Raw genomic sequence first — 25,611 nt, forward strand, 5'->3', positions numbered from 1 at the left:
TGTACCTTATAAACACTGCCCGTTAACGAGACGAATCCCACCGCTCTCGAGCTGATTAGCCAATTGATAGTTGACCTGACATTGCTGAGCCGCGTCATTGCCCCACTTCACCCGCAGCTGCCCACTCTCCGCCAGGCCGGCCAGATAAACCTGGCCACCGTCGCCGACGATGCCGGCATTGTCAGAGGGGCTGTTGAGATTGCTGACGGTGGCGCCGAACGGCACCGGGTCACCGCTGCGCGTCAGCAAGGTCAGCAACACGCGGGCACCGACGTCCGGATTGAAGCGGGCACGCACCACGGCGCCGCGGGTTGGGATCACCGTTTGGCTGCTCAGCGTCATGTCGACATCTTCAGCAAAAGATTCACCGTCCAATCCGACGATATTGCGCCGGTAAGGCGTCAGGTAAGGCACGACCGCATAGCCGCGCCAATCGGTGCTCACCCCGGTTTGGTTCAGGACATCCACCCCTGACGCGCCGGGCGCCTGCACCAACGCCACCGTATCGCCCAGCGGCTGCGACAGCGTGACGCCGTTTTGGTGCACCAGAACGCCCCCCTGTACTCCGTAGTTCACCTGCCGGCGATGGCGATCGTAGCCATACCCCAGGTTCCACTCGGCGAGGGCGCCTTTGTAGTCCGCCTGAATATTGCCGTTCGCCCCCACGCCCCTGCCGGTATAGCCCTGGTTGATGCTGTAGTTGAGGTTATTGCCCGGCAAGGCGGTACCGCTCAACCCAAGGTTATTGCTGGTAGCGCCATTGCGGCTGGCGTTCATGCTGTAGGTGGCATAGCTGCCCGGCAGCCATTTGCTGAGCGGTACGCTGACGTTGAACGCTACGATATGGTCACGAATACTGCTGCGATTGCCGTTACTGTCGTAGCCGTTCTGGTTGAAGGTGTAATTCAGCCCGTAACTGACGGCCTCCCAGCTGTTGTTGTAGCTGAGGCTGACAGACTGCGAACGGCGGTTATCGTCCCAGTAGTCTTCGTTAAACAAGCTGAGCGACAACGTTCCCCCCTGCTCCCACAGGCTTTGGCTCATCGTCAGCTCGGCGCGACTCTTCTTGTGATCGTTATAGATAGCGCTGTTGCCGCCGTAGCTCTCCAGCGCCTCTTGCAGGTTATAAAAACCGCGCGTGGAATAGCGGTAGCTGGCCAGACTAAAGTTGGTGCCGGTTTCAATGAAGTTCTTGCCGTAACGCAAACGCCATGACTGCCCCTGCTCCTTCGGCCGGGTTTCCTGCTTGGTCCAGGCCTGGGTGACATCGGCAGACAGCGCGCCCACCGCCCCCAGGTTCTGCCCCCAACCCAGCGCCAGGGACTGATACTTACTGGCCGCCTGCACGCCGCCATACAGCGTGGCTCCCCACGGAAGACCGTAGATCCCGGTCGCCTGGCTGAACGGGCGTTCATCAACGCCACCGCCGTATGAACGGTATTTCCCGCTGGTCAGGCTGTATTTAAAACGCCCTTCGCGCTGCAATACCGGCACCACGGCGTACGGCACCACAAAATGCTGCTCCTGGCCGTCAGCCTCACGCACGTTCACATTCAGGTCGCCGCTGCCGCCCGTGGGATACAGATCGGTAATTTCAAATGCCCCCGGCGGCACATAGCTTTGATAAATCACATAGCCGTTTTGCCGGATTACGATTTGCGCATTAGTACGCGCGATCCCGCGCACCACCGGCGAGTACCCTTTCATGCTGTCCGGCAGGATGTCGTCCTCAGAGGCCAATTGCCCCCCACGGAACTGCACGCTATCGAACACATCGCTGGGCGTTGTGCTGTCCCCCAGGGTCAGGCGGCTTTGCAACGCAACGATATCGCGCTGCAGGTAGGTGTTGATTGAGCGCCAGGAAGAAGAACCGCCGGTGTAATGGTTCCAGATCGAATAGTTACGCAGGCGCCAGGCGCCCCAGTTGATGCCCGAGCGCAGATTGAGGTAATAGTTATTGTTGTTTTGCCGTTCGCTGTCGCGCATCTGGTTATTGGCGCCGCTGAAGTTGTAATTGACCAACAGCGCCGGTATGCCGGAGTCCCATTTATCCGGGGAAACGTAGTCGCGCGCATTCAAGCGCAGTGCCGCTTGCGGGATGCTCAAATTCAGCCTCAGCTGATTGAACAGGAATACCGCAGAGGCCTGTGGAATGGTCTGTGCCAGGTTGACGCAGCTATCCCCGGGCACCATCGCCGGAAACATGGCCACCCTCACGCCCAGTTCCGCCAATTTTTCCGTGCTGAAACAAGGCTGCAGCGCTTGCTTCCCGTCGGCTCCCGGCATAAGCCGAAACTCGACGTCAAGGCTGTCGATCTGTTCGCCGTTAAGGTAAAGATCGACCCGGTAGTTCCCGGGCGCCTGGCTGCTGTTCTCCTCAAACACCGAGAGATCGGCGCCGCGCAGCGCCGGATTATCAATTTCCAGCAGCGCCGGGTTGAAATAATCGCGCGCATGAGCCGTGCCGATCGAGCTCAGCAGCGCCATTTGGCAAGATATCAGGCCGGCCAGAACCGATCGCGCCCCTGGTAAACCAATGCAATTCGGGTTATTCATCCTTTTAACTCCCTGTCCCGATTGGCTCGGCCCGACGAAGAATCAGGTAAGCCGAACGCCTGCTCCAGCGTTATCCCAGAGCAAAAAAACACGCACCGCGGCCCGGTTATAACGTGCTGGTGAAGGTCTGGCCGGTGCCGCCATAGTCGTTGATGATTTGCCAGCTCAGGCTGCCACCTGCGCCACTTGCCGTCGGCAACGGGAAACTGGCGCTCGCCTGCGGCGCCACCATGGTGTTGCCGGTAATGGCGCGGCCATTCAGCTTCAAATTGAAAAAGGTGAGGTAGTAGGGAGAAGGGTTGGTCACCTGCAAACGATCGCCGCTGCGCCGCCACGTCACTTTAGCGGCCGCCTCTTCCAGATTGCCGACGAGCCCCTGCGGGCGATAAATCAGCTTGATGCGGGTCTTGATCGCAATTTGCAGCGTGTTCTCTTTCTTTTCCACCGAAGGAATAGCCTTCACATTCAGCCAATACAGCGACTCTCTGTCCGTCGGTAAATTGCCGCCCGCACGTACCACGCGCAGCAGGTTATTTTGGCCCCCGTCTAAACGAAATAGCGGCGGCGTGATAATAAAAGGTGCTTTCGCGCTATCGCCCTCTTGCGCATCGACCCAGGATTGGATCAGATAAGGCACCGCATCCGGATTGTTGATATTCAGAGCAGACTCTTTTTTACCGCCGTCATAGATGAGGCGCGTTCCACCCACTACCACGCCGGCCTGTACCGGAGCCCAAAGCGTCATCAACAACGCCGCCGTCAGCGCAAAGTATCCAGCTTTCATCTCTTTCTTCCCGTTCCCATCACCGATGAACAAGAGCCAGAGAACACGCTCTCTGGCTCATTTTTCTAACTGTTTCGCCGCCGTGACGGCATAGCCTTACTGATAAACGATGGTGAAGTTGGCCGTAGCGTTAGCGCTACCGACGGAAACGTCGTCATAAGCGAAATAGCGCGCGACAAAGCCCAGGGTGTTGTCTTTGTTTTCTTCCAGCGCATACACGCGGGAATCGTTGCCGATATTGAGCACGTTGCTGCCGTCGTCCAGCAGCTGTACGCCAATACCGCCCGCGACCCCAGCGGTGCCGGCGCCGGTCAGTTGCAACAGCCCGGACTGCCCCTGCACCTGAGTACCGTCAAAACGCACGGTGGCGCCGGTCACAGTTTTCGGGCAGTTTTTCAGCACCAGGTTGAAGGCTTTGGCGCCAGCGGTTTTAGACAGGGTGAATGCGTCTTTGGCAATCTTACCCAGAGCGACCTGCTTGTTCTGGGAGTCCGGATCGACGGTGCAAGACTGATCGGTAATGGTGCCAGTGATATTCAGCGCGCCGTCAGCAGCAAATGCAGAGGGGATAAATGCGGACGCGGTCAATACAGCTACAGCCAACAGATTCTTTTTCATCCTACTTTCCTTAAAATTATGCAAAATATGCATGGGGTTTATTTCCGACATATCCTTAATGTCATTCCTTTTATTTAGTTCCATGAATGTGAAGGGCCGTAGCCAGACTGATTAATGGCTTCGGGCTTATTCACCCAAACGATTCATTTTGAACTAAAGTGACTCCTTTGGTTTTTAAAACCAATAAAAACCCATTTAACAGGATTTAAAACCAGCTGAGTAACAAAGTGATATTAAATCAGACTAAAAAACCAAGGCGTAAACTCAATGATTTAAATTCGCGGATTTTTGATTAGGATTTTGCTTAGATTAAGAGGAGGTAGGGGATACGAGAAAAAATCACAACACACTGTTTTCAAAAAGAATTAAGCTTTAAGCAGGAAAGAGGGCATGGGAATATTGACATTGTTTTTACGCGTCCTTACAGTATGTTTCAGTTTAGTTCAAAGTGACTCCTTATCGTTATTAACTTAAATCACACTTACCAAATTTCCTTAAAGCGCTGTGCATTGCTGGCGGTATAAATCACCGTATTCTGGATATTTCGGTGCCCGAGGTAATCCTGAATTAAACGGGTGTCGATACCGCGGTCCGCCAATGCAAATCCGCAGCCATGCCGCAGCATATGTGGATGAGCGTTGACCTCCAATTTGGCCACCTTGCTGTAATGGCGAATCAACCCGTAAATACGTTGGCGCGACAGACGGCCACCGCGGTTGGACAGGAACAGCCACTCTTGATCGGCCCAGCGGTGCCGTTGACGCTTATCCAACCAGCGCCGCAGACATTGCCTTTCGCGCAGATAGAGCGGATGGACGGTGGAAAAGCCATTTTTCAACCGATGTACATAGATATTACCGCCTTCCAGATCGATATCCGATAAGCGCCACCCCCCTATTTCGCTGGCGCGACACCCATGAATAAAACACATATAAATCAAACAATAATCGCGTTCTGGATTCTTTCCCTGCAGCGTGACCTCAAGCAGTCTCTCCACTTCGGAAGGCGTCAGATGTTTACGATTAGACATACAACCTCATTACTTTGCTCGGAAAAATGTGGCTGTCATTTTCCTTTTACGTCACCACAATGGACACTCAGGGTAGCCCCTGGCTTATGGATAGGTTCCTGCATCCAGCGCGGAGTATAGCGGATTTGCCGAATGCGAACAGCGCGACAGGCGTTATTATCACGGGCATCAACCACCCTTGTGAGTCGCTCTTGCGAATGGGTTCCGCAGATTCCCGGCATTATCACCACACGGCTTCCTGTTTGCTTTAGCTTGCGTTATCACTGCCTGGCACGATGTGGCGTAAGATTGATAAATTAACCGGCAAAACAAAGAATATTCCTAAAAAATATTGCCATGTCATTAACACTCGCCATTAATAACACCGCCAAAATGAGAATGAAAAACCGCCATCACGGGTTCATATTAACCTGACGGATAAGCATTAATAATTATGGATATCGATAACAGAGTGAAACTGGAAGGGTAAGAGATGAAATGGCAGTCACAACAGACGAAAAAAACCCAGGCCTGACCTCAACAAGCGATCGCCTGGGGGGATGAAATTATTGACGGATTATCACGTGGCACAATTCACCGAGCGTCAACTCAGGGTGTTCGATAAGCATTTCCGCAGTGAGCGTAATGCCGAATTCTCGCCGAACCACCAGCATCAGCTCCATATAATCCAGGCTGTCCAGCCCAAGCTGTTGTAGCGGCATATCTGCCGACAGCTGCGTTCTCTCCAGCCCTCTGGCTTCGTACAACATGCCGCAAATCGTCTCATATAACCGATGATACTTTTCCATAGGCCCTATCGCTATTCATTGTGATAACCAAATACCAGCGCCGCATTGGCGCCGCCGAAACCGAAGCTGAGGCTCATGACATTACGCAGACGGCCATGCCGATGCCCCTCGCGAATATAATCAAGATCGCATTCGGGATCGGTCTCGTGCAAATGGCAGGTTGCCGGCATCATTTGTTGCTGTAACGCTTGCAGGCAGACGATGGCCTCAAAACTGCCGGATGCGCCAAGCAGGTGCCCAGTATAGGATTTCGTGCTGGAAATCGGCGTGCGGTAAGCATCGCGCCCCAGAGCCGCCTTGATCGCCTCGGTTTCGCTCACATCGTTTTGCAGCGTAGAGGTGCCATGCGCATTGATATAGTCGATTTTATGACTGTCGAGCTGCGCCTGCTCTAAAGCCCGTCGTATGGTTTTCACTTTCGCCTGCTGATCCTCCGCCGGGGCGGTAAGATCGAAAGCGTCTGAAAAATTGCCGTACCCTTTGATCTCCCCCAGGATCGTCGCACCACGCGCTAAAGCCGCTTCCCGTTCCTCAAGGCATAACACGGCGGCCCCCTCCGCCAGGACGAAACCGTTGCGATCCCGGCTGAACGGGCAGCTGGCTTTGGTGATATCTTTCTGCTCCCGGCTCAACAAACGCAACGCATCCATATTCCAGATCGCACCGTTGCCGCTCAGCGATTCCGACGCGCCGGCCAGCATCATTGCGGCGCGGCCGCTGCGAATCACTTCAAACGCATCGCCAATCGCGATGCCGCCAGTCGCACAGGCCGCCGCCGGCGAGCCTTGATAACCCCGTAGCAGCCAATGCTGGCCGCATATGGCGGTCGCGATATTGGGCATCGCGTGAAAACAGCCAAACAACTGCCCCAATCCGGATTGCAGATAGTCCGCATTGTTTTGCATGATCTCATCCTGCCCTCCCCAGCCGCTGCCGATAATCGCCCCGCACTCCAACGACGAATAAAAGTGCGCAGGCCCCCTGTAAGAGGATGAAAACGCCATTTCGATCGCCTCTGCGGCGGCGGCAAGCGCTAACCTGGCGAATCTGGGTAGCCGGCGACTTACCCGCGCAGCAACGCCCTCCAGCGGCGGTTCAGACTCCAGCAAAGCAAAAAAGCGCGCGTGGATCCCTGCCGCCGATTTATCGTGATAGCGATAGGCCAGGCGGCTGGCCATGATAGCCTGCCAGTTTTGCTGCGCATTGCCGCCCAGCGCGGTGACGGCACCGTAACCGGTGACCACCACTCGTCTTATTTTCTCCATGCTTATTCTCCTTGCCCCGATGCGAAAGCCTCGTTGCCGCCCAGCGCCAGCCAGAGCTGCATCGTGGCGTTCAGGTAGCGGTATTGCAGCGCCGACAGCGAGTTTTCGCTGGTCAACACCGCCTCTTGCGCATCCAGCAGCGTTTGCAGCGCGACGGAACCGGCCTGATATTGATGCCGCGCCAACGCCACGGCTTGCCGGCTCATCGCCAGATGCCGCCGCTGGTTGCCGATTTGCCGCTGTGCTTCCAGGCGTTGTCGCATGGCGTTGTCCACATCGGCCAGCGCGCGGTAGACCGCATCGCGAAATTGAATCTCCGCCCGCTGCGCCTGCAACGCCGCTTTGTCACTGGACAAGCGCATCTTGCGCCATTCGATAAACGGCAGCGTCAACGTGGCCCCCAGCGAACGCGAAGGTTCACTGAACCACCGGCGGAAAAGCCCACTGCCGGCATCCAACCCGGCTTCCAGGCTCAGCGTCGGATAAAAACTCAACCTGGCCGCCTCGGCACCGGCCAGCGCCGCTCTCAGGCGGCGCTCTGCCGCCTGAACATCCGGCCTGCGTGCAATCACCGCCGCCGGCAGGCGCTGCGCGATAGCCACCTCTTCAAGCGGCAACGAACGTCGTTCGCTATAGCGCAGCAGCGGCGATCGCCCAAACAATAACGCCAGCGAGTTACGCGCGTCTTCCCGCTGCCGCTCCAGCTCATGCAGCTGATTCTCTCTCGCCAACAGGTTCTGTTCCGCCTGCAACAGCTCGAATCGGCCAACGTCGCCCGCGGTGTGACGTGCCGCCACCAGCCGCAAAGTTTCACGCGCGATCGTCACCATCCGTTGCTGATGGATAACTTGCTGATTCAAATCGGCAATCTGCCAATACCCGCGCGCGGTAGCCCCTATCAAGGTCAACGCGGTATTGCGCCGGTCCAACGCCGAGGCGACGGCCTGCCATTCTGCCTGTTCGCGAATGCGCGCCAGCTTGCCCCATAAATCCAGTTCATAGCTCAGAGAAAGCCCTGCACGGTAGCTTTCCTGCGGCGTAGTCGTGCCCCGCAGCGCTCGGGTATTGCGGCCACTCAGGCTGGCGGCCAGATCCGGCGTCAAATTGCCCTGCGCTAATCCGGCCTCCAACATGGCCTCACGCCACTGCAATCCGGCCAGCGCCAGATCCTGATTCGCAATCAGCACGCCGTCGATCAGCGCCGACAGTTGCGGATCGTTGAAGTTTTCCCACCAGGCGATGCCCGCGCGCAGTGAACCGGAGCGCTCATCGACCACGCGCCACTGCGGCGGCAACGACGGTGGCGTCATGGCGTCGATCGGCCGCCATCCGCAGGCGCTCAGCGACAGCATCACCAGCCCACAAACCCAAAGTCGGCTCATTCTCGCGCCAGCGCCTCCACCGGCTGCAGGCGCGCGGCGGTGCGGGCGGGAAAGAACCCGAACCCGACACCGATCAACGCCGAGAATCCGCAGGCCAGCAACAGCGGCGGCCAGGTAAAGATCATCGTCACCTGCGGCGCCAATCCGCTCAGAGCCCCTTTAACCAACGCGGCGCAGGCGATCCCCAACACGCCCCCCAGGCTGCAGATCACCACCGCCTCGATCAGAAACTGCCGCATAATGTCTCTCTCAGCAGCGCCCACCGCCAATCGAATGCCGATCTCATGGGTCCGTTCCGTCACCGAAACCAGCATGATGTTCATTACCCCCACACCGCCCACCAGCAGCGAGATGGCGGCAATCGCGGTAATCAGCAGCTGCATGGAGTCTGAGGCGCGCTGAATGGATTGCGTCAGCTGATCGTCGGTCAGGGTGAAGAAATCCCGCCGCCCGTGTTCTACGATCAAACGCCGGGTCGCATCCCGCCCCGCCTCTTCCAGCGTCAGTTTTTCATTCACTCGCATCACAATGGATTCCAGCGGCATATCGCCGGCGATGCGGCCGGTGAGGGAGGTATAGGGCAGCCAGGCAAGCGGTTGAGAGCCGGCGTATTGAGCGCCGCGACGCTGCGCGACGCCAATCACCCGATAAGGCACGCCCGCTATCAGCAATACCGCGCCTACCGGGTCTAGCCGGGAAGAAAACAGCGCCTGCTTTAACAAGGGATCAATCACCGCTACCGGTGCACGCTCACTCAGATCCTGCGCGGTTAACAGGCCGCCGGAAAGCAGGCGAATGCCCTGCGTGCGGAAATACCCTTCGCCGACGCCCATCACGGCGAGTGGCACCTGTTTGCCTTCGCGAACGGCCAGCAGTTGGGTGCCGATCACCGGCGAGACGCTGTCGACGTAAGGCAGCGCCGCCAACAATGCAGCATCGCGCGCGCTCAGCGAACGCGCGAAATCAGGGCGCGATTTTTCCCACCCGAGGCCAGGGCGAATCTCCAACGTGCTGGTGCCAAGCTGGCTGATTTCCTTGAGAATATTACGCCGTGTGCCCTCCCCGATGGCGATGGCGGAGACCACCGCCGCAATGCCGATAATGATGCCGAGCATCGACAACACGGCCCGGACCCGATGCCCCAGCAATGCTCGCCAGGCCATACCGACAGCCTCTTTCAGCGCCACACCCGGTGCCATGCGCTTCAGGGGGGCTACCGGCGATAGCGGCCGTTCGAACGTAGCAGGCTGTCGGGAGGCCTCATGGCGACGATCCGCCACGATCTCGCCGTCGCCGATCTCAATGATCCGCCGTGCCTGCTCGGCGATCCGCCGATCGTGCGTCACGATAACGACGGTGTGCCCGACCGCGTTCAGCTCGTGCAAAATGGCCATCAACGCCTGACCGCTGGCGCTATCCAGCGCGCCGGTCGGTTCATCGGCCAAAATGATTTCCGCACCGTTCATCAGGGCACGGGCAATACTGACCCGCTGCTGTTGCCCACCGGAAAGCTGCGCCGGGCGATGGCCGCCGCGCTGCGCCAACCCGAGCCGAGCCAACAAATACGCTGCCCGCTGGCGGCGCTCTGCGGCCGGCATGGCGGTATACAACGCCGGGATCGCCACATTCTCGCCGGCGGTCAGATAGGGCATCAGATGATAGCGCTGGAAGATAAAGCCGATATGCCGGCTGCGAAGCTGCGCCAGGCGATCGCCGTCGGCTTGCCCAATAGCCACCCCGTTGATGTACACATCGCCCTGAGAAGGCTTGTCCAGACAGCCGATGATGTTCATCAGCGTCGATTTTCCAGAACCGGAAGCGCCAACGATAGCGACCATTTCCCCCCGCTGAATGCTCAGGGATACGCGCTTGAGGACCGCAATTTTCTGCTCCCCGGCCTGAAACTCGCGCGAGACGTTTTCCAACGCGATAATGGGCTCGGCGTTAGCTGACATGGCCTTCCTCCGCATCAGGCTGCTGATCCAGCAGCACCCGTTCCCCTGCGCTCAGCCCTTCCAGCACTTCGGCATAGCGACGATCGCGGGTACCGATACGCACTCGGCGTACCACGGTCTGCTCGCCATCCAACACCTTGACCTGGTAATCCCCTTCATCCAATGCCTCGCCCAGCGCAGCCATCGGCACCCGCACCACGCCCTGCGCGCGTTCGGTAATGATAAATACCTGCGCCGTCATCGAGGTGCGCAGTCGGCGTTCGTCGTTGGCGACGGCAAACACGCCGTTGTAATACACCGCCGCCGTTTGCTGGCTTGAATTCCTGCCCAGCGGGTCGGTTTCCAGCGCCTCCGCCGGCGCCTGCTGTATCGCACCCATGGCCCCCTCATATCGGCGGCTGGGATCGGCGGCGACGTAAAACCACAGCGGCTGCCCCGTCTTCACCTGCAAGATGTCATTTTCCGATATGCGGGTGTGCACCATCATGGTATCCACGTCTGCCATCACCAAAATGGTCGGCGCGCTTTGCGACGAGACGATGGTCTGCCCTTCCTGGGTGACAATGCCCAGTACCTCGCCGTCGATAGGGGCGGTAATACGGGTAAAAGCCAGATTGGCCCTGGCGGTTTCCTGCGCCACTTCGGCCTGGACGATCTGCGACTCGTTCACTTTCAGCTGCGCCAGTTGCGCGTCGCGCTGCGCCTGCGCTTTTTCCAAATCGCTGGCCACGCCGGCGCGGTCACGCGCCAGCGCCCTTTGCCGCGTCAGTTCCAACTGGTACTGCTTCAGCTGCGCCTGGCTCGCCAGTTTCTGTGCCTGTGCGCTGCGTAATTCGGCCTGTGACTTGCGCAGCTCGTTAAGCTGCAGCGTCGGATCTATCTCGGCCAACAGCTGCCCCTGGGTCACCCTGTCCCCCTGTTTGACATACAGTTTTTTCAACTGCCCGTTGACCTGTGCGCCAACGTTCACCTGCCGGATCGGTTTTAGAATACCGGTCGCCAACACGCTTTTTTCGATGTCACCGCGCTCGACGCGCGCCGTTTGCGGTGGTTGCATGTCAGGAGACCGATTCATCAACGACAGCCCGCCAACCACCGCCACCAAAACGCCCAGCGCCAGCGCCACTCGCCGCCAGCGTCTCTTCCCGGACTCGTCACTCCACCGCAGCACAATCATTCATCCTGACGTCATGGGGGAATTCAGGCACCAACCGCCCCTGGGACATGCGCAAGACCCGATCGAACAACGGCAACAGCCGCGGATTATGGGTGACCGTCACCAGGGTTTTACGATTTTCACGGCAATGCGCCACCAGAGCCGACATCACCGTCGCCGCGGTCTTTTCATCCAGATTCGCCGTCGGCTCGTCCAGCACCAACACCGGGCAACGGCTGTACATGGCGCGCGCCAGCAACAGACGCTGGCGTTGCCCCAGCGACAGCCCGGCATGGCTCTCCCGCACCAGGGCATTCACGCCCCCCGGCAGCTGCGCCACCGCGTCCGCCAACCCCAGGCTGCGCAGCGCCTGCTCCACCTGCCGTTGCTGGCCCGGCGCCGACGGCGCGAACAGCGTGATGTTCTGCAACACCGAGGCATTGAACAGAATGTCCTCCTGGCTTTGCAGGAAAAACAGCCGCTGCGCGGCGGCGCTTGCCAGTACGCGCCCATCCAGCGCCAGCGCCCCCTGCTGCGGCGTCAGCAGACAGGCGAGCACCTTCAGCAACGTGCTTTTACCCGCGCCGGAACCGCCGCAAATGGCAATACACTCTCCCCGTTCCAGCGTCAGAGACAAATCGCGCAACACCGGTTGGCCGGCATCGTAAGCGAAGGTCACCCCCCGATACGCCAGCCGCGCGTCAAAATGGCTCACGCTTTCGTCCTCAGACGGTGCCCGAACGGATACCGCAGGAAACAGGTCCCGCGCGCGTTCATCGATGACGTGCAGCTGGTTTTTCTGCAAAACGGCGAAAAAGATCTTGCTGCTGTACGAGGTAAAGATTTCGCGCAGAAAGCTGTAGGCGAAGAATGCCCCCAGGCTGAGCTCGCCCTCCTTGAGCAGCGGCAACGCCAGCAGCATGAACAACACCATCTCCAGACTGCCGATCAGCTGGTAAATGCTGCCCTTTATCTGCTCATAGATCTTTTGCTGCTGCAGGCAGTTGAACAGCGAGCGGGCATGTTCGGCGAACCCTTCCTGCCGCTGGCCGGCCAGGCCGGCGGACTTGATGGTCGAAAACCCCTGGATGGTTTCCAGGATGAAGTCATTTTGCACCGCGCCTCGCACCTGCAGCTGCTGGGTGTAATGCCGATCGCGGTAGATGGCCCACACGCTGACCGCCCCCATCAGCAGCACGCCGACGACCGGCACCAGTGCCAGCATCGGGCTCAGATACCCCATCACCGCCAGCGCGATGGCCCCAATGATCCAGTCGGTGCGCAGGCCGTTATCCAGTTCGATTTTCTGGCCGGCGGCCATCTGCCAGCTGGTGAAACGGCTGAAGATCTCGCCGGGGGCGCGTTTGCTGAAGAAATTGAGCGAGTTTTCCAGCAGGCGAGAAAAACCGGCGGCGCCGTGCAACAACACGAAATTTTTGATGAAGCGTTCGGTAAAGATGCGAGCAACCAGCGCCAACGCCGTGGACGCCACGAACGCCAATAGATAGTAGGCATAGGGGAACGCGACCTCGCCGGCCATGGCGAACACCTGATTGATCGCGCTGGCGACCATCATCGGCATGATGAACAGCGTCAGCGAGATAAAAAACGTCATCGCCGCCAGGCGATAAATGCCGGCGATGCCGGCGGTATCCTTCAGGCTTAAGCTGGCGAAAGCGCGCCGGGGGCCGCTGCGCGGGGCAGGTGCACCAGCCGGTATCTCATCGCGATCCAGCACCAACGCATAACCGCTGATTTCCGCTTTCAGGGCAGCGTACGGCAGCAGTTGCTGCCCCAATGCCGGATTCATTACGCATACATACCCCCCCTGGCGATACGCCAGCAACACATAGTGGCCTGCGCCGTAATGCAAAATGGCCGGTAAAGGCAGCGCCGCCAGATCCTGATGCTCAAACGCCACCGGATAAGCCGGTAGCGCCAGCTCTCCCAAAATGGCGCACAGCGTCGCCAGCGAAGTGCCGTGCTGCGAAGCGGGATAACGCTCCCGCAGTTCCGTCAACGGTGCGCGAATGCCCTGAGTTTCCGCCAGCATGGCGATACAGGCCAGCCCGCACTCATTGATTTCGCTCTGCAAGACCGGCGTAGGAAGGATGTTTTCCATACGTAGTGATATCCCTGACTTATTCGTTGATGAAAAATAAAGAGTGCGAATGCCATAACAGCCAATCATCCGCATGCCGCCGGAGGGTTCGCTCGACGATCGCCGGCATGGCGCGGCCGACCCGGTCTGCAGCGACCGGCTCTTCGATGTGAATGCGGATGCCGCGATCGAAATAAAGCGAATAGAACACCACCTGAGCCCGTAGCGCCCGGGACAGCCGAACGAGGCCGCTGTGCAAATGCGCCGGCCGGCCGAACAGATGACAGGCCAGTTTGGCCGCAGCATCCTGACTGCTGTGCAGGGTGTAATCCGGCGTGATGTCCGGGAAGAGGATGATGTTGCGCCGATGTTCCGCCGCTTCCAGCATCGCCTGCGATAAGGTACCGGCGATGTGTCGCGGATCGTCGTGAATCGAGCAATAGTCGAGCCGCTGCCGCCATTCGTCTTCCGGCGCTCGCTGCGCAAACGCCTGCACATCGCCGGAAACGATCACCGTGGCTCGTCTGGGATAAACATTCGCACCGACCAGCGTCGCCAACACGTCGGAGACCGTATGCATCGGCGCCAGCAGTACCGGCACGCCCGCGCGATGCAGCGGTTCCACGACCCGATCGAGCTGCGCGGAACAGTGCGCCAAATGCTTCATCAGCGCCGCATTGCGAGCATAGACCGCCGCGAGATCCAGCCACTGCCGCCGCTGCATCAGCCAGGCGAAGTCCAGCTTGCCCTCCCCCAACAGGCTCTGGCGGTTCGCCAGCGCTACCGCATGCCGGTGGCGAAAGCGACGCTGCGGTCTGCTTCCCCTCAACCGCCGGCGCACTTCCAGCCACAGGCGATAATCCACGCGCCGCAGCACAGCACACGTCATGCGGTTGCCCATCCCGGCACCCGTTGCCGATAAGCGGGCCATCGCGTCCAGACCGTTGCGCCAGGCCAAATACCCACGAACCGCGAGCAGGCGCATCACGGGGCCAGCGGCTTATCGTGCTGCAGCAGCGACAGCAGCTGCCGGCTGAAAGCAGAAAACTCACGATCTTGCAGCGCCAGCCATTTGCGATTGACGATAAAACTGGGGGTCGCGTTGATCTGGTAATAGCGGCTCACTGCCGTCATATACGCCAACAGCTCTTTGACCCGCTCTGACCCTCTGGCCTGCTGATAGGCAGCCTCATCGATACCGTTGGCCGTCAGCCAGGCGCTGAGCTGTTTGTCGTCCGCCAGGTTGAGGTTTTCTTTGATAATGGCGCGGTAAGCGGCGGGGCGATGCTGCGCTTCGATCCCCATGATCGTCAGCGTGGCGAACAGGGGCGCAAAGGCCGCCATGCCGGCTTGACTGTCGTCGCTAAGGTGCAAGCGCACCAGTTTGGCCCCCGCCGGTAAACTTTTTTCCAGCTCGGCCACGCCGCTTTCGTTGACTTCACAATAGTGGCAGGCATAGGAGAAGACTTCGACAATGGTATTATCGTCTTGCAACGGGCTTTGCTCGATTTTTTCCGGGGCGATAAAGCTCAGGCTTTCTGCCTCCGGCGGTTGCATGACGTAATGTTTAAAATAAAAGGCGGTCAGAAAAGAAGAGGCAAAAATAATGACAAGCGTGTAGCTAATGAAAAGCAAGGGACGTTTATACATAACGGACGCATCCTGCGCATATATTAATACTCACCCGGCAGGGTGAATACATGAAAAAGAGTTAATACCGTAAATAATGAGAACGTAAAGATGACTTTTCGCCCGGTATCAGGCGGGCCAGCGCGAACGCTGCCCGCCTGCCCACCGCTAATCTAAATGCAGGGGATTAACCCGCCTCAGCTTGGCGTGGTTGGGTTAGACGGGCAGCTTGCTACCGGCGCCGGGTGATAAGTCTTTCTCACACCGCCAAACTTATCGGCGCAGGTGGTGACCAGCTGGCAGGTGCGGTTATTGCCGCTGCCCACCCAGGCAAACTCCTTGGTACAAACAAAAGTACCGCCGACGATGTTTCCCGCTTCTGACAGATTGATTTTCTTCATTACAATATCCTTATATATATTAAAATATAAACACACTACCCATTACTCTGTCGGAAGACAGAGCAATTCTTCAATACATTTTAAAACCATCTAATTAATAACAATGAGAGCGCTTCGGGAAAAAGCATAGCCATCCCAAACGAGCAGATCAATACAATTATTTACACTGCAAGAGAAAGTTAATCGAATAAGTAAGCCGTGAATGCGGGACTATTCCAATTTAAATTGGTCTAAAAACAAGAAAAGTAGATCAAAGCCTATTAAAGCAAGAAAAACATAAAAGGATAATTCTCAATAAAATGAAAAAACAAATAAGAAAAATTCAGATCTGACCAGTTGGCGACGACGTGCAACACGCTGAAAAGATTGCTTCCTGCCGCGCCGGATTTACACTGGGCAGCAGGACTCTCACTCTACAGGATGCCCATGCTCGCCACTCACGAATACGCCAACGACCTGATTCTGTTCGCCCTGATTGTCGACTGCGGCTCGTTCAGCAAGGCCGCGGAGAGCGCCGGCATCACCAGCTCGGTGGTCAGTAAACGCATCGGGCGGCTGGAAAAATCGCTGGGTGCCCGGCTGTTGTACCGCACCACCCGCAGCCTGACGCTGACCGAAAGCGGCCAGGCGCTCTACCAGCAGGCCAAAGAGATCGGCGCCAAAGTGCAGGAGGCGCTGTACGCCGTCAGCGAAAAGAGCGAAGAGTTGACCGGCACCATTCGCATGTCGGTGCCGACCATTTCCGGCGAGCTGCTGCTGAGCGAGAGCGTGGCGGAATTTTGCGCTCTGCACCCCAGCCTGAAGGTCGAGATGCGGCTGGAAAACCGCTTTGTCGATCTGGTGGAAGAAGGTATCGATCTGGCGATCCGCACCGGCACCATGCCGGATTCGAGCCTGATTGCCCGGCCGATCTTCGATTCCCGCTGGGTGATCGTCTGCTCGCCGGGGTACCTGGAAAGCCACCCGGAACCGCGTAGCGCCGAAGACCTGCTTGGCCACAACTGCCTGACCTACACCTACCAGGAGAGCGGTACCGCCAACTGGCTGATGAAACGACCGGGACGCAACGAAATCTACGAGCTGCAGGTTAACGGCAACCTGTCGGCCAACAATGCGCGAGCGATCCGCAAAGCGGTGATCGGCGGCCACGGTATCGCCATGGTGCCACGCTGCATGGTGTATGAAGATTTGCAGGACGGCAAGCTGACCGAGATCTTGGCCGGCCACTGCGGCAAAGTATTGGGTATTTACGCCGTCTATCCTTACACCCGCAATCTGCCGTTAAAAACCCGTCTGCTGATCGAACATATCATCGGTTCCTACCAAAATATCAGCCATTATTTTTGAGTTCCCTGCTCTGATTATTTCCCCGCGGCCGCAAAAAGCCGCGGGGATTACCGCATTTTTGGACATAATCTATTGAACATTACCGCTTAATTAATGTGAACCCACGCATTTATCACACAAAATCGCTTCCTATCAAACTGATTTTAAAGCAGTTAATTTAACCCCTCCTGCCGGCCAGTTTCCCACCGCCGGCGCCGTTCGCCGATGTTAAAAAAATACCGCATGGCATCGTCGCCAACGTTGTGATTAGAATGAAAATGTTGCGGTAATTAACCTTTCAGCTACATATCTCTGCCCATAAAAATAATAACCCTGAGGATCTTATGCCCCTGCTTTTCAGTATTGCGCCCATCGTCCTGCTGATTTGGATGATGACCAAAAGGAATGGCGTGCCCTCTTACCTCGCCCTGCCGCTGACGGCCGCCGTGGTGTATGCCGTACAGCTCCTGTGGTTCGATGCCTCGCTGCGGCTGCTGCATGCCAATATCATCACCGCGCTGGTGTCGACGCTGACGCCGATCACCATCATCGCCGGCGCCATCCTGCTCAACAAACTGATGCAGGTAAGCGGCGCGGAAAACGTGGTGCGGCGCTGGCTGGAAACCATCAGCCCCAATCCCGTGGCCCAGCTGATGATTATCGGCTGGGCCTTCGCCTTTATGATTGAGGGCGCCAGCGGCTTTGGCACACCGGCCGCCATCGCCGCGCCGATTCTGGTCGGGCTGGGCTTCAACCCGCTGCGCGTCGCCCTGCTGACGCTGGTGATGAACTCGGTACCGGTCTCCTTCGGCGCCGTGGGCACCCCCACCTGGTTCGGCTTTGCCAACCTCGGTCTGTCGGACGCCAGCCTGCTGGAGATCGGCCGGCAGACCGCGCTGATCCACTTTGTCGCCGGCTTCGTCATTCCTCTGCTGGCGCTGCGCTTTATCGTTTCCTGGCAGGATATCCGCCGCAACCTACCGTTTATCCTGCTCAGCGTGCTGAGTTGCACCGTGCCCTATCTGCTGCTGGCTCAGGTGAACTATGAATTCCCGGCGCTGGTCGGCGGCGCGATCGGCCTGGCGCTCTCGGTACTGTTGGCACGCTGCGGCATCGGCCTCACCCGCAGCGACAAATCGCAGAGCGCCGGGCAGGCGGTGCCGTTCTTACAGGTGGTCAAGGCCATGACCCCGACCCTGCTGCTGATTGCTATTCTGATAGTGACACGCGTCCACCAGCTGGGCCTTAAAGCGCTGCTCAACAACACCGCGCTGCTGTGGCAGGAAAACCTCGGCTGGCTCGGGGAACTGCGCATCAGCCGGGCGCTGATCGTCGAACTGCAGCAGGTGCTGGGTACCTCCGCCGCTGCCGGCTACAAAACGCTGTATGTCCCGGCGCTGATCCCGTTCCTGCTGGTGGTGCTGCTGTGTATTCCTCTGTTCCGCCTGAATGGCGACCAGGTGCGGCAAATGTTCAGCGAAACCGGCGGGCGCGTCGCACGGCCCTTTATCGCCCTGTTCGGCGCGCTGGTGATGGTCAACCTGATGATGCAGGGCGGCGACAACGCGCCGGTGATCCTGATCGGCAAAGCGTTGGCGGCGCTGACCGGCGAGAGCTGGCTGCTGTTCTCGTCGTTCCTCGGCGCGCTGGGCTCGTTCTTCTCCGGTTCCAATACCGTCTCGAACCTGACCTTCGGCGGCATTCAGCAGTCGATCGCCCAGAGCAGCGGCCTTGACGTCAATCTGACGCTGGCCTTGCAGTCCGTCGGCGGCGCCATGGGCAACATGGTGTGCCTGAACAACATTATCGCCGTCTGTTCGATCCTCGGGATCGGCAACGCCGAAGGCAAAATCATCAGAAAGACCGTGCTGCCGATGCTGGCGTACGGCGGGATTGCGGCCGGTATGGCAGCGATCCTCACGCTCTGACTGAACACTCGTTATCGCAAGCAAGACAAGAAGGTAAACACTATGATCATCTCCGCGTCAACCGACTACCGGGCCGCCGCCCAGGCCAAACTGCCGCCGTTTCTGTTTCACTACATCGACGGCGGGGCCTACGCGGAGCATACGCTGAAGCGCAATACCGCAGATCTGGCCGATATTGCCTTGCGCCAGCGCGTGCTGCGCAATATGTCCGAACTCAGCCTGGAGACCACGCTGTTCGGCGAGCAGCTGGCGATGCCAGTGGCGCTGGGGCCGGTGGGGTTGACCGGCATGTACGCCCGCCGCGGCGAAGTGCAGGCCGCGCGCGCCGCGGCTAAAAAAGGCATTCCGTTCACGCTGTCCACCGTGTCGGTCTGCCCGATCGAAGAGGTGGCGCCGGCGATCGATCGGCCGATGTGGTTCCAGCTTTACGTGCTGAAAGATCGCGGCTTTATGCGCAATGCGCTGGAGCGCGCCAAGGCCGCCGGCGTGAAAACGCTGGTGTTTACCGTCGACATGCCGGTGCCGGGCGCCCGTTACCGCGACGCCCACTCAGGGATGAGCGGCCCTAACGCCGCGCTGCGCCGCGTGCTGCAGGCGTTTGCCCATCCGCAGTGGGCCTGGGATGTCGGCCTGCTCGGCAAGCCGCACGATCTGGGCAACGTCTCGGCCTACCGCGGCAAACCCACCAGCCTGGAAGACTACATCGGCTGGCTGGGTGCCAACTTCGATCCGTCGATTTCCTGGAAAGATCTGGAGTGGATCCGCGAATTCTGGGACGGCCCGATGATCATCAAAGGCATTCTGGATCCGGAGGACGCCAAAGACGCGGTGCGCTTCGGCGCCGACGGCATCATCGTCTCCAACCACGGCGGCCGCCAGCTGGACGGCGTGCTGTCGACCACGCGCGCCATGCCGGCGATCGCCGACGCGGTGAAAGGCGACATCACCCTGTTGGCCGACTCCGGCATCCGCAGCGGTCTGGACGTGGTGCGCATGATCGCCCTGGGGGCCGACAGCGTGCTGCTGGGGCGCGCCTTCGTCTATGCGCTGGCGGCGGCCGGCGAAGCCGGGGTGGCTAACTTGCTGGATCTGATCGACAAGGAAATGCGCGTCGCCATGACGCTCACCGGCGCGAAAACCATCGCGGAGATCAACGCCGGATCGCTGGTCAGAAACGCCTGAATCAAAGCGGCTGCACGCCTTCTGGGTAGGCGTTGTAGCTCATCTTGCTGATGAAGGCCCCGGCCGGTGACACCAACACCCGGCCGGCGGCGTCCAGCCCGAGGAAGGTACCGGTGCAGCGCCCGGAAATAAAGTCGAAGAAGAACACCGAGCACACCGGGATAATCTTTTCCCGGAAGGTGAACAGGAACATCTCGTCCTCAAACTTGTAGTAGGTGGCGTAGTCCATATCGCCGTGGCCGAATTGCTCGCCGCGCAGGTTTTGCCAGGCATAGCGCTCGGTATTGACGTAGAAGTGTTCGTAATAGTGGTTGGGGCTGTAGACATTCAGCGTACGATAGCCGATCAGCTCGCGGGTCAGATGCGGCGCGACGCCACTCGGCGTGACGCCGACAATCCGGCCGACGTGGAAGCTTTGCTTGAGGCGCGAGCCCTTTTCCACCGTCTGTTCCGGCAACAGCGTGCTGCGCACCAGCAGCGCCCGGCCGCTGTCACGATTGAGTACCAGCGTCAGGCACTCGTTGCCCGGTGACTGCAGCGGAATATTGAAGAAATAGCGTGCGGCGGAGGTTTGCACCTCTTCGTAAGCGTCCTCACCGCTCTCCCCTCCCCAGGCCCACAGCACCCGTTGCCGATCGGCACTGAAGCGCAGCGTGATTTCCCCGTCGTTGTCAAAGGCGATCTGCAGCGTTTTGCCCCGCCAGTCCTGGGTGCCCGGCAGGCGGTTAGTGTCGATACCGCGCGCGAAATCGTCGTAATTCTTCCAGTCCGGCTCGGCATTTTGATTCAGTACGGATTGTTCTGCTGACATCTTCGCTCTCCTTGATTGAATGGGATGAAAACCGCCTCAAACGTCGGTGACGCTCGCCGGTTTCACCGCTCTGCGGCTCACCACCGCGGGGGCGGTTTCATCGAGAAAACAACTCAGTACGCCGGCGCACACGGCGCCCGCGGCCGCCAGCCACATCACGCTGACCAGCCCGTAGCGATCGGCGATCAGCCCGGCGATAAACGGCGCCAGACAGCCGCCAATCACCTCGCCAATCCCCATCACCAGCCCCAACGCGGTGGCGATACGGGCCGGCGATACCGTTTCCGACGGGATGGTGGCCATAAACAGCGTGAAGCAGCCAAGGCCGGTATAAGACAGGAACACCAGCACGCCCAGCAGCCACGGGTTATCGACGTAGCTCAGGAACAGCGGGCAGCACACCGCCAGCAGCGAAAAGAAGATCAGCGTCGGCTTGCGGCCGAGGCGATCGGAAATCGCCGGCACCGCCACGCCCCAGAACACCCAGGCGGCGCCGATGGCGCTCATGATGCCGCCCATCGTGCCTTCGCCGAAGCCGCGGTCGGTCACCAAAAAGTTGGGGGTGAAGGTAATGATGATCATGAACCAGGTGACGAACACGCAGGAGATCAGAATGCACAGCGCCACATTCTTGATTTTAAACAGCTCGCCGTAAGCGGCTTTGTTCGCCGCCGCGCCGGCCGCCGGCGCGGCGCTGAAAGCGGGATCCTTCTTGCCGTTCACATAGCGATAGATCAGCCACGCCAGAATGATGCCCGGCACGGCGGTCAGATGAAACGCCATGCTCCAGCCCCATTTCTGCGCCAGATAGATGATCAACGGCGGCGCGATAATGCCGCCCAGCAGCCCCGGCGCCGCCCCCTGGATCAGCCCCATGTTGAAGCCACGGCGCTGCGGCTGCGATTTTTCCACCATCAGCGATTGCGCGATCGGCAGCACCGGCCCTTCGGCGATCCCCATCAGCGCGCGGAAGATCAATAACATGGCAAAGCCGCTGACCAGCCCCGACAGCGCGGAGAACAGCGAAAACACCAGGATCGACAGGATCAGCATCGGTTTACGGATATTGAAGCGATCGGCAATCGCCCCCAGCCCCGCCCCGGACAGCGCCCAGGTCAATGCCAGCACCGCCGACAGCGTGCCAAGATGCACGTTGCTCAGCTTCAAATCGGCGGCGATCATCGGAAACAGGAAAGAGATAGTCAGGCGATCGACGAACACGCAGCCGAACACGAAGAATAAAATAATCAGCAATCGGTTCTCTTCGCTCAATCGCGAGCGCTGCCCTGGCGAGTTATTCATAGCGTCATTGGTCCATAAGTTAACTTATGAATGGCGAGCGGCCATGGCATAAGTCGATTAAGCGCGCAGCCAAGAGAAGCATTGGCCATCGGTCACGATAACAACTCATTAACATGTTAACGATATAAACTTATCTCAAGTAACGGGCATGTCAAACGGCCGTTGAAAACGACGACCGGGTGGCAAATCAGGTATTTTTCACAGAGCGCGAATGACATGAAAATAAATCAACATTATGTTTTTACTGATTTAAATAAAATTACCCGGCACTTTTTACTTTTATTGAAAAAGCCAAAATGCCGTGATTTATAAACAGGTTAATAAATAAAACTTAACCTTACCTTATAAATTGACGCTATTTCCCTTTTCATCGGTCGTATTACCCCACCCGCTTTATTATTTGAATCCGTTTGCTTTATCGCGGTTATGGCGCGAATGATTAACTCCATTGTGTTAATCAATAATCACGTCATGACATTATCAATGCTGAATAATAATAAAAGCGTAGGCCGTGACAGGAATCACAAACAGAACGCCCTTTAACGCCCTGTGAATGGGTTATTACCGGCGCGGCTAGCTTATGCCAACTCGATCCAACCCCGGATGAAAAAACGGCGGCATGATAAGCGGCAGGTAACCAGCAAGGAGATGAACATGACGACAGCACTGACAAAAGCAGGTTTCTGGCGCAAAACCGCCGACTCTTCATCGCTGCGTGAGCCACGCGTGCTGATTCGGGTCTACGTTGGCGAAGGCGAAATCGATCGCACCATCGCGTTTTACGAGCAACTGCACGGCGTAACGGCGGACATGCGCTTCGATTTTCCCGAGCATCGGCTGGTATTGGCGGCGGTGGGGCCGTTTCTGATCCTGGAGGGGGCGGAAGAGCAATTGCGCCCTTTCCGCAGCACCGTCGGCACGCTGCTGGTCGATGACATTTATCCCTACCACCAGCGGCTGCTGGCCGCCGGAGCAGAGATTTTCTTCGGCCCGGTGGAGGTACCCACCGGCGCCTGTTTCAATGCGCGCCTGCCGGACGGCACGACTGTCGAGTACGTGCATCACCGGCCGCGTGCAGACGAATAAACCGCCTCAGGGCAGCACCGGCTTCATGGCGTAACGACACAGATCCTTGCGCAGGCTGACCATGTACAGCACGATCACCGCCGAGAACGGCAGGCCACACAGCACCACCGCCGTCTGCATCGCGCTGAAACTGCCGGCATACAGCAGGCCGGCGCATACCAGCGTAGTCACCGCCGCCCAGAATACCCGCAACCAGGCCGGCGCGTCATCATGGGCGGAACCGCCCTGGCAGGAGAGGTTCGCTATCATCAGCGTGCCGGAATCGACCGGCGTCAGGAACAGCACGAAGCTTATCACCACCACAAAGCCGGCGGTCAGCTGGGTATAGGGCAAGTATTCGAACAGCTTGAACACCGCCATCGGCGGATCGCTTTGCGCCACCTGCCCCAGGATCGCCTGTCCGCCTTCCAGCACCAGGCTGATGGCGGTATTGCCGAAGATGGACAGCCACGCCAGCGTGAAGCCCAGCGGGATCAGCAGCACACCGAAAATCAGTTCGCGAATGGTGCGTCCTTTGGAAATGCGCGCGATGAACAGCCCGACGAACGGCGCCCACGCCACCCACCAGGCCCAGTAGAACAGCGTCCAGGCGCCCTGCCACTGGCGCGCCTTGCCGTACAGATACATATCGAAGCTGCGGCTGACCAGCGAGGTCAGATAATCGCCGAGGTTCTGCAACATGCCGTTCAGCAGATTCAGCGTCGGCCCGGCCAGAAACACGAACAGCAGCAGCAGGCACAGGAAGCCGACGTTGATGTTCGACAACATGGCGATGCCCTTCTCGACGCCGGTGACCGCCGCCAGCGTGGCCACCACCATCATCACCACGATCAGGGCCAGCAGCACGCCGGTGCTTTGCGGAATATCGAACAGATAAAACAGTCCAGAGTTCACCAGCAGCGCGCCGATCCCCAGGTTAGTTACCATCGAGATCACCGTCACCAGAATGCCGAAACTGTCCACCAGATGGCCGACGCCGCCGTGGGTGCGCTCGCCGAAGATCGGGTATAACGCAGAGCGCAGCGCCAGCGGCAGGCCGCGGCAATAGGCGAAATAGGCCAGCGCGGTGGCGATCAGAGCATACAGCGCCCAGCCGTGCAGCCCCCAGTGCAAAAAGGTCAGCGCCATCGCCTGTCGCGCCGCCTGCACGGTACCGCCGCTGCCTTCCGGTGGCGACAGGAAATGATCCAGCGGTTCATAAGCGCCGTAGTACACCAGCGCAATGCCGATGCCCGACGAGAACAGCATCGCCACCCACGAGGGATAGCTGAACTGCGGCGGCTCGTCATCCTGGCTGAGGCGAATATGGCCGAAGCGCGACAGCGCCAGCCAGAAGACGAATGCCATACAGGCGACCATCAACAGCATGTAGTACCAACCGAACACGTCGGCGACCCAGCTTTGCGCGGCGTTCAGCCACAGTTTGCTGGCGGAGGGAAACAGCACGACCAGCGATCCCAGCAGCAGGATCACCGCCGCCGAGCCGAAAAATACCGGAGCATTCAATCTGACAGGTTCTTCGTCAAGCGATGGAGGAGTTTTTGTTGTCATTGGCAGGCTTCCATGGTGCGAAAGACAGACGATTTCAATGCAACCTTCAATTAACATTTTATCGTCATTTATTTGACATTTTTGCAGCATATAGAGTATTGATTGACCGTTCAATCAATCAAATCCAAAGTGTGATTGGCCTATCAGTTGGGGAAAATATGTACCGCAGAGATATTCCGGAGCAGCGTAAGGAGCAGCTGATTAACGCCGCCTTCGAGACCATTAACGTCGTCGGGCTGGCCGGCGTCACCCTGTCTCAGGTGGCGAAAGAAGCCGGGCTGTCGACCGGCATCGTCAGCCACTATTTTGGCGATAAAGAGGGGTTGCTGAGCGCCACCATGCGCAAAATCCTGCGCGATCTGCGCGACGCAGTGGCCGAATGCCGCGCGCAGGCGGCGAGCGACAGCCAGTCACAGCTGTTCGCCATTATCCAGGGCAACTTCCATCCCAGCCAAACCAACGCCGTGTCCATGCGCGCCTGGCTCGACTTCTGGGCCGCCAGCATGCACCAGCCGGTGCTGCGCCGCCTGCAGCGCGCCAACGATCGGCGACTCTATTCCAACATTTGCTGCCAGTTCCGCCGCGAGCTGCCGCTGCGGCAGGCGCGTGATGCCGCGCGCGGGCTGGCGGCCATGATCGATGGGCTCTGGCTGCGCGGCAGCCTGGCCGGCGACGAGACAGACCTGAAGCAGGACTGCCGCATCGCCTGCGACTACGTGGCACAGCGGCTCAATGCCGCGCAGCCGCTGGGGTGAACGCC

At 58.7% G+C, this 25,611-nt stretch carries 21 protein-coding genes; 5 read left to right on the forward strand and 16 right to left on the reverse strand.

The annotated features are described in order from the left end of the window. Window positions 1-6: 6 nt before the first annotated feature. From V8N38_RS20370 to V8N38_RS20430, 13 genes are all read right to left on the reverse strand, one after another. Window positions 7-2,556, reverse strand: a complete 2,550-nt coding sequence (locus V8N38_RS20370; RefSeq protein ID WP_055315562.1) for a fimbria/pilus outer membrane usher protein — start codon at window positions 2,554-2,556, stop codon at window positions 7-9. 106 nt (window positions 2,557-2,662) lie between these two features. Then, the gene (locus V8N38_RS20375) at window positions 2,663-3,340 is read right to left on the reverse strand and encodes a molecular chaperone (protein WP_070914502.1); all 678 of its coding nucleotides are present in this window, start codon (window positions 3,338-3,340) and stop codon (window positions 2,663-2,665) included. A gap of 96 nt (window positions 3,341-3,436) precedes the next feature. After that, entirely contained in the window at window positions 3,437-3,958 is a 522-nt protein-coding gene (locus tag V8N38_RS20380; protein ID WP_060441332.1) for a fimbrial protein, read from the reverse strand. A 481-nt stretch (window positions 3,959-4,439) separates the two neighbouring features. Beyond that, entirely contained in the window at window positions 4,440-4,988 is a 549-nt protein-coding gene (locus V8N38_RS20385) for a tyrosine-type DNA invertase (protein WP_044030581.1), read from the reverse strand. A gap of 545 nt (window positions 4,989-5,533) precedes the next feature. Continuing rightward, complete coding sequence (locus V8N38_RS20390; protein WP_060422950.1) at window positions 5,534-5,776, reverse strand: acyl carrier protein; 243 nt, start codon at window positions 5,774-5,776, stop codon at window positions 5,534-5,536. 11 nt (window positions 5,777-5,787) lie between these two features. Next, window positions 5,788-7,041 (reverse strand): beta-ketoacyl-[acyl-carrier-protein] synthase family protein, encoded by a 1,254-nt coding sequence (locus V8N38_RS20395; RefSeq protein WP_060441331.1) that lies wholly within the window; start codon window positions 7,039-7,041, stop codon window positions 5,788-5,790. 2 nt (window positions 7,042-7,043) lie between these two features. Further along, on the reverse strand, window positions 7,044-8,423 hold the full coding sequence (locus V8N38_RS20400; protein ID WP_244951333.1) for an efflux transporter outer membrane subunit: 1,380 nt from the start codon (window positions 8,421-8,423) through the stop codon (window positions 7,044-7,046). Then, window positions 8,420-10,378, reverse strand: coding sequence for an ABC transporter permease (locus tag V8N38_RS20405; protein WP_147840310.1), 1,959 nt, complete (start codon window positions 10,376-10,378; stop codon window positions 8,420-8,422). The genes V8N38_RS20400 and V8N38_RS20405 overlap by 4 nt, the downstream gene beginning before the upstream one ends. Next, entirely contained in the window at window positions 10,368-11,453 is a 1,086-nt protein-coding gene (locus tag V8N38_RS20410) for an efflux RND transporter periplasmic adaptor subunit (RefSeq protein ID WP_060441370.1), read from the reverse strand. The genes V8N38_RS20405 and V8N38_RS20410 overlap by 11 nt, the downstream gene beginning before the upstream one ends. Window positions 11,454-11,532: 79 nt before the next feature. Beyond that, window positions 11,533-13,656 (reverse strand): peptidase domain-containing ABC transporter, encoded by a 2,124-nt coding sequence (locus tag V8N38_RS20415; protein WP_070913811.1) that lies wholly within the window; start codon window positions 13,654-13,656, stop codon window positions 11,533-11,535. A 19-nt stretch (window positions 13,657-13,675) separates the two neighbouring features. After that, complete coding sequence (locus V8N38_RS20420) at window positions 13,676-14,620, reverse strand: ABC transporter (protein ID WP_087763658.1); 945 nt, start codon at window positions 14,618-14,620, stop codon at window positions 13,676-13,678. After that, window positions 14,620-15,285 (reverse strand): DsbA family protein, encoded by a 666-nt coding sequence (locus V8N38_RS20425; RefSeq protein ID WP_070913813.1) that lies wholly within the window; start codon window positions 15,283-15,285, stop codon window positions 14,620-14,622. The genes V8N38_RS20420 and V8N38_RS20425 overlap by 1 nt, the downstream gene beginning before the upstream one ends. 176 nt (window positions 15,286-15,461) lie before the next feature. Further along, window positions 15,462-15,665 carry a DUF4762 family protein gene (locus tag V8N38_RS20430; RefSeq protein ID WP_087763657.1) on the reverse strand — a complete coding sequence of 68 codons (204 nt, stop codon included), beginning with the start codon at window positions 15,663-15,665 and terminating at the stop codon, window positions 15,462-15,464. Between the two features lie 426 nt (window positions 15,666-16,091). On the opposite strand from V8N38_RS20430, the gene V8N38_RS20435 reads away from it, so the two are divergent. The 3 genes from V8N38_RS20435 (at window position 16,092) to lldD (ending at window position 20,101) form a co-directional block, all read left to right on the forward strand. Continuing rightward, entirely contained in the window at window positions 16,092-17,012 is a 921-nt protein-coding gene (locus V8N38_RS20435) for a LysR family transcriptional regulator (protein ID WP_060443595.1), read from the forward strand. A gap of 323 nt (window positions 17,013-17,335) precedes the next feature. After that, window positions 17,336-18,919, forward strand: a complete 1,584-nt coding sequence (locus tag V8N38_RS20440; protein WP_087763656.1) for an L-lactate permease — start codon at window positions 17,336-17,338, stop codon at window positions 18,917-18,919. Window positions 18,920-18,961: 42 nt separating this feature from the next. Beyond that, a complete protein-coding gene (gene lldD / locus V8N38_RS20445; RefSeq protein ID WP_147840309.1) occupies window positions 18,962-20,101 on the forward strand; it encodes an FMN-dependent L-lactate dehydrogenase LldD in 1,140 nt (379 codons plus the stop codon). A 1-nt stretch (window position 20,102) separates the two neighbouring features. Here lldD and V8N38_RS20450 read toward each other — a convergent pair whose 3' ends face one another. Next, window positions 20,103-20,912: a MoaF C-terminal domain-containing protein gene (locus V8N38_RS20450; RefSeq protein ID WP_049273488.1), complete on the reverse strand. Its 810-nt coding sequence runs from the start codon at window positions 20,910-20,912 to the stop codon at window positions 20,103-20,105. Window positions 20,913-20,948: 36 nt separating this feature from the next. Beyond that, entirely contained in the window at window positions 20,949-22,214 is a 1,266-nt protein-coding gene (locus tag V8N38_RS20455; RefSeq protein ID WP_244951332.1) for an MFS transporter, read from the reverse strand. A 654-nt stretch (window positions 22,215-22,868) separates the two neighbouring features. Between V8N38_RS20455 and V8N38_RS20460 the strand changes: the two genes are divergently transcribed. Beyond that, on the forward strand, window positions 22,869-23,300 hold the full coding sequence (locus V8N38_RS20460; protein ID WP_048234779.1) for a VOC family protein: 432 nt from the start codon (window positions 22,869-22,871) through the stop codon (window positions 23,298-23,300). A gap of 6 nt (window positions 23,301-23,306) precedes the next feature. On the opposite strand, the gene V8N38_RS20465 is transcribed toward V8N38_RS20460, so the two are convergent. Next, complete coding sequence (locus V8N38_RS20465; protein WP_100396834.1) at window positions 23,307-24,851, reverse strand: BCCT family transporter; 1,545 nt, start codon at window positions 24,849-24,851, stop codon at window positions 23,307-23,309. A gap of 158 nt (window positions 24,852-25,009) precedes the next feature. On the opposite strand from V8N38_RS20465, the gene betI reads away from it, so the two are divergent. Beyond that, window positions 25,010-25,606 carry a transcriptional regulator BetI gene (gene betI / locus V8N38_RS20470; RefSeq protein WP_060441322.1) on the forward strand — a complete coding sequence of 199 codons (597 nt, stop codon included), beginning with the start codon at window positions 25,010-25,012 and terminating at the stop codon, window positions 25,604-25,606. Window positions 25,607-25,611: the final 5 nt, after the last annotated feature.

It is taken from the genome of Serratia nevei (assembly GCF_037948395.1).
Taxonomy (GTDB): domain Bacteria; phylum Pseudomonadota; class Gammaproteobacteria; order Enterobacterales; family Enterobacteriaceae; genus Serratia; species Serratia nevei.

Coding starts and splice junctions, on each gene's coding strand:
- V8N38_RS20420 (WP_087763658.1), bottom strand. CDS start 14,620: ATGCGCCTGCTCGCGGTTCGTGGGTATTTGGCCTGGCGCAACGGTCTG.
- V8N38_RS20400 (WP_244951333.1), bottom strand. CDS start 8,423: ATGAGCCGACTTTGGGTTTGTGGGCTGGTGATGCTGTCGCTGAGCGCC.
- lldD (WP_147840309.1), top strand. CDS start 18,962: ATGATCATCTCCGCGTCAACCGACTACCGGGCCGCCGCCCAGGCCAAA.
- V8N38_RS20395 (WP_060441331.1), bottom strand. CDS start 7,041: ATGGAGAAAATAAGACGAGTGGTGGTCACCGGTTACGGTGCCGTCACC.
- V8N38_RS20370 (WP_055315562.1), bottom strand. CDS start 2,556: ATGAATAACCCGAATTGCATTGGTTTACCAGGGGCGCGATCGGTTCTG.
- V8N38_RS20425 (WP_070913813.1), bottom strand. CDS start 15,285: ATGTATAAACGTCCCTTGCTTTTCATTAGCTACACGCTTGTCATTATT.
- V8N38_RS20450 (WP_049273488.1), bottom strand. CDS start 20,912: ATGTCAGCAGAACAATCCGTACTGAATCAAAATGCCGAGCCGGACTGG.
- V8N38_RS20455 (WP_244951332.1), bottom strand. CDS start 22,214: ATGAATAACTCGCCAGGGCAGCGCTCGCGATTGAGCGAAGAGAACCGA.
- betI (WP_060441322.1), top strand. CDS start 25,010: ATGTACCGCAGAGATATTCCGGAGCAGCGTAAGGAGCAGCTGATTAAC.
- V8N38_RS20390 (WP_060422950.1), bottom strand. CDS start 5,776: ATGGAAAAGTATCATCGGTTATATGAGACGATTTGCGGCATGTTGTAC.
- V8N38_RS20405 (WP_147840310.1), bottom strand. CDS start 10,378: ATGTCAGCTAACGCCGAGCCCATTATCGCGTTGGAAAACGTCTCGCGC.
- V8N38_RS20415 (WP_070913811.1), bottom strand. CDS start 13,656: ATGGAAAACATCCTTCCTACGCCGGTCTTGCAGAGCGAAATCAATGAG.
- V8N38_RS20465 (WP_100396834.1), bottom strand. CDS start 24,851: ATGACAACAAAAACTCCTCCATCGCTTGACGAAGAACCTGTCAGATTG.
- V8N38_RS20440 (WP_087763656.1), top strand. CDS start 17,336: ATGCCCCTGCTTTTCAGTATTGCGCCCATCGTCCTGCTGATTTGGATG.
- V8N38_RS20435 (WP_060443595.1), top strand. CDS start 16,092: ATGCTCGCCACTCACGAATACGCCAACGACCTGATTCTGTTCGCCCTG.
- V8N38_RS20385 (WP_044030581.1), bottom strand. CDS start 4,988: ATGTCTAATCGTAAACATCTGACGCCTTCCGAAGTGGAGAGACTGCTT.
- V8N38_RS20375 (WP_070914502.1), bottom strand. CDS start 3,340: ATGAAAGCTGGATACTTTGCGCTGACGGCGGCGTTGTTGATGACGCTT.
- V8N38_RS20430 (WP_087763657.1), bottom strand. CDS start 15,665: ATGAAGAAAATCAATCTGTCAGAAGCGGGAAACATCGTCGGCGGTACT.
- V8N38_RS20380 (WP_060441332.1), bottom strand. CDS start 3,958: ATGAAAAAGAATCTGTTGGCTGTAGCTGTATTGACCGCGTCCGCATTT.
- V8N38_RS20410 (WP_060441370.1), bottom strand. CDS start 11,453: ATGAATCGGTCTCCTGACATGCAACCACCGCAAACGGCGCGCGTCGAG.
- V8N38_RS20460 (WP_048234779.1), top strand. CDS start 22,869: ATGACGACAGCACTGACAAAAGCAGGTTTCTGGCGCAAAACCGCCGAC.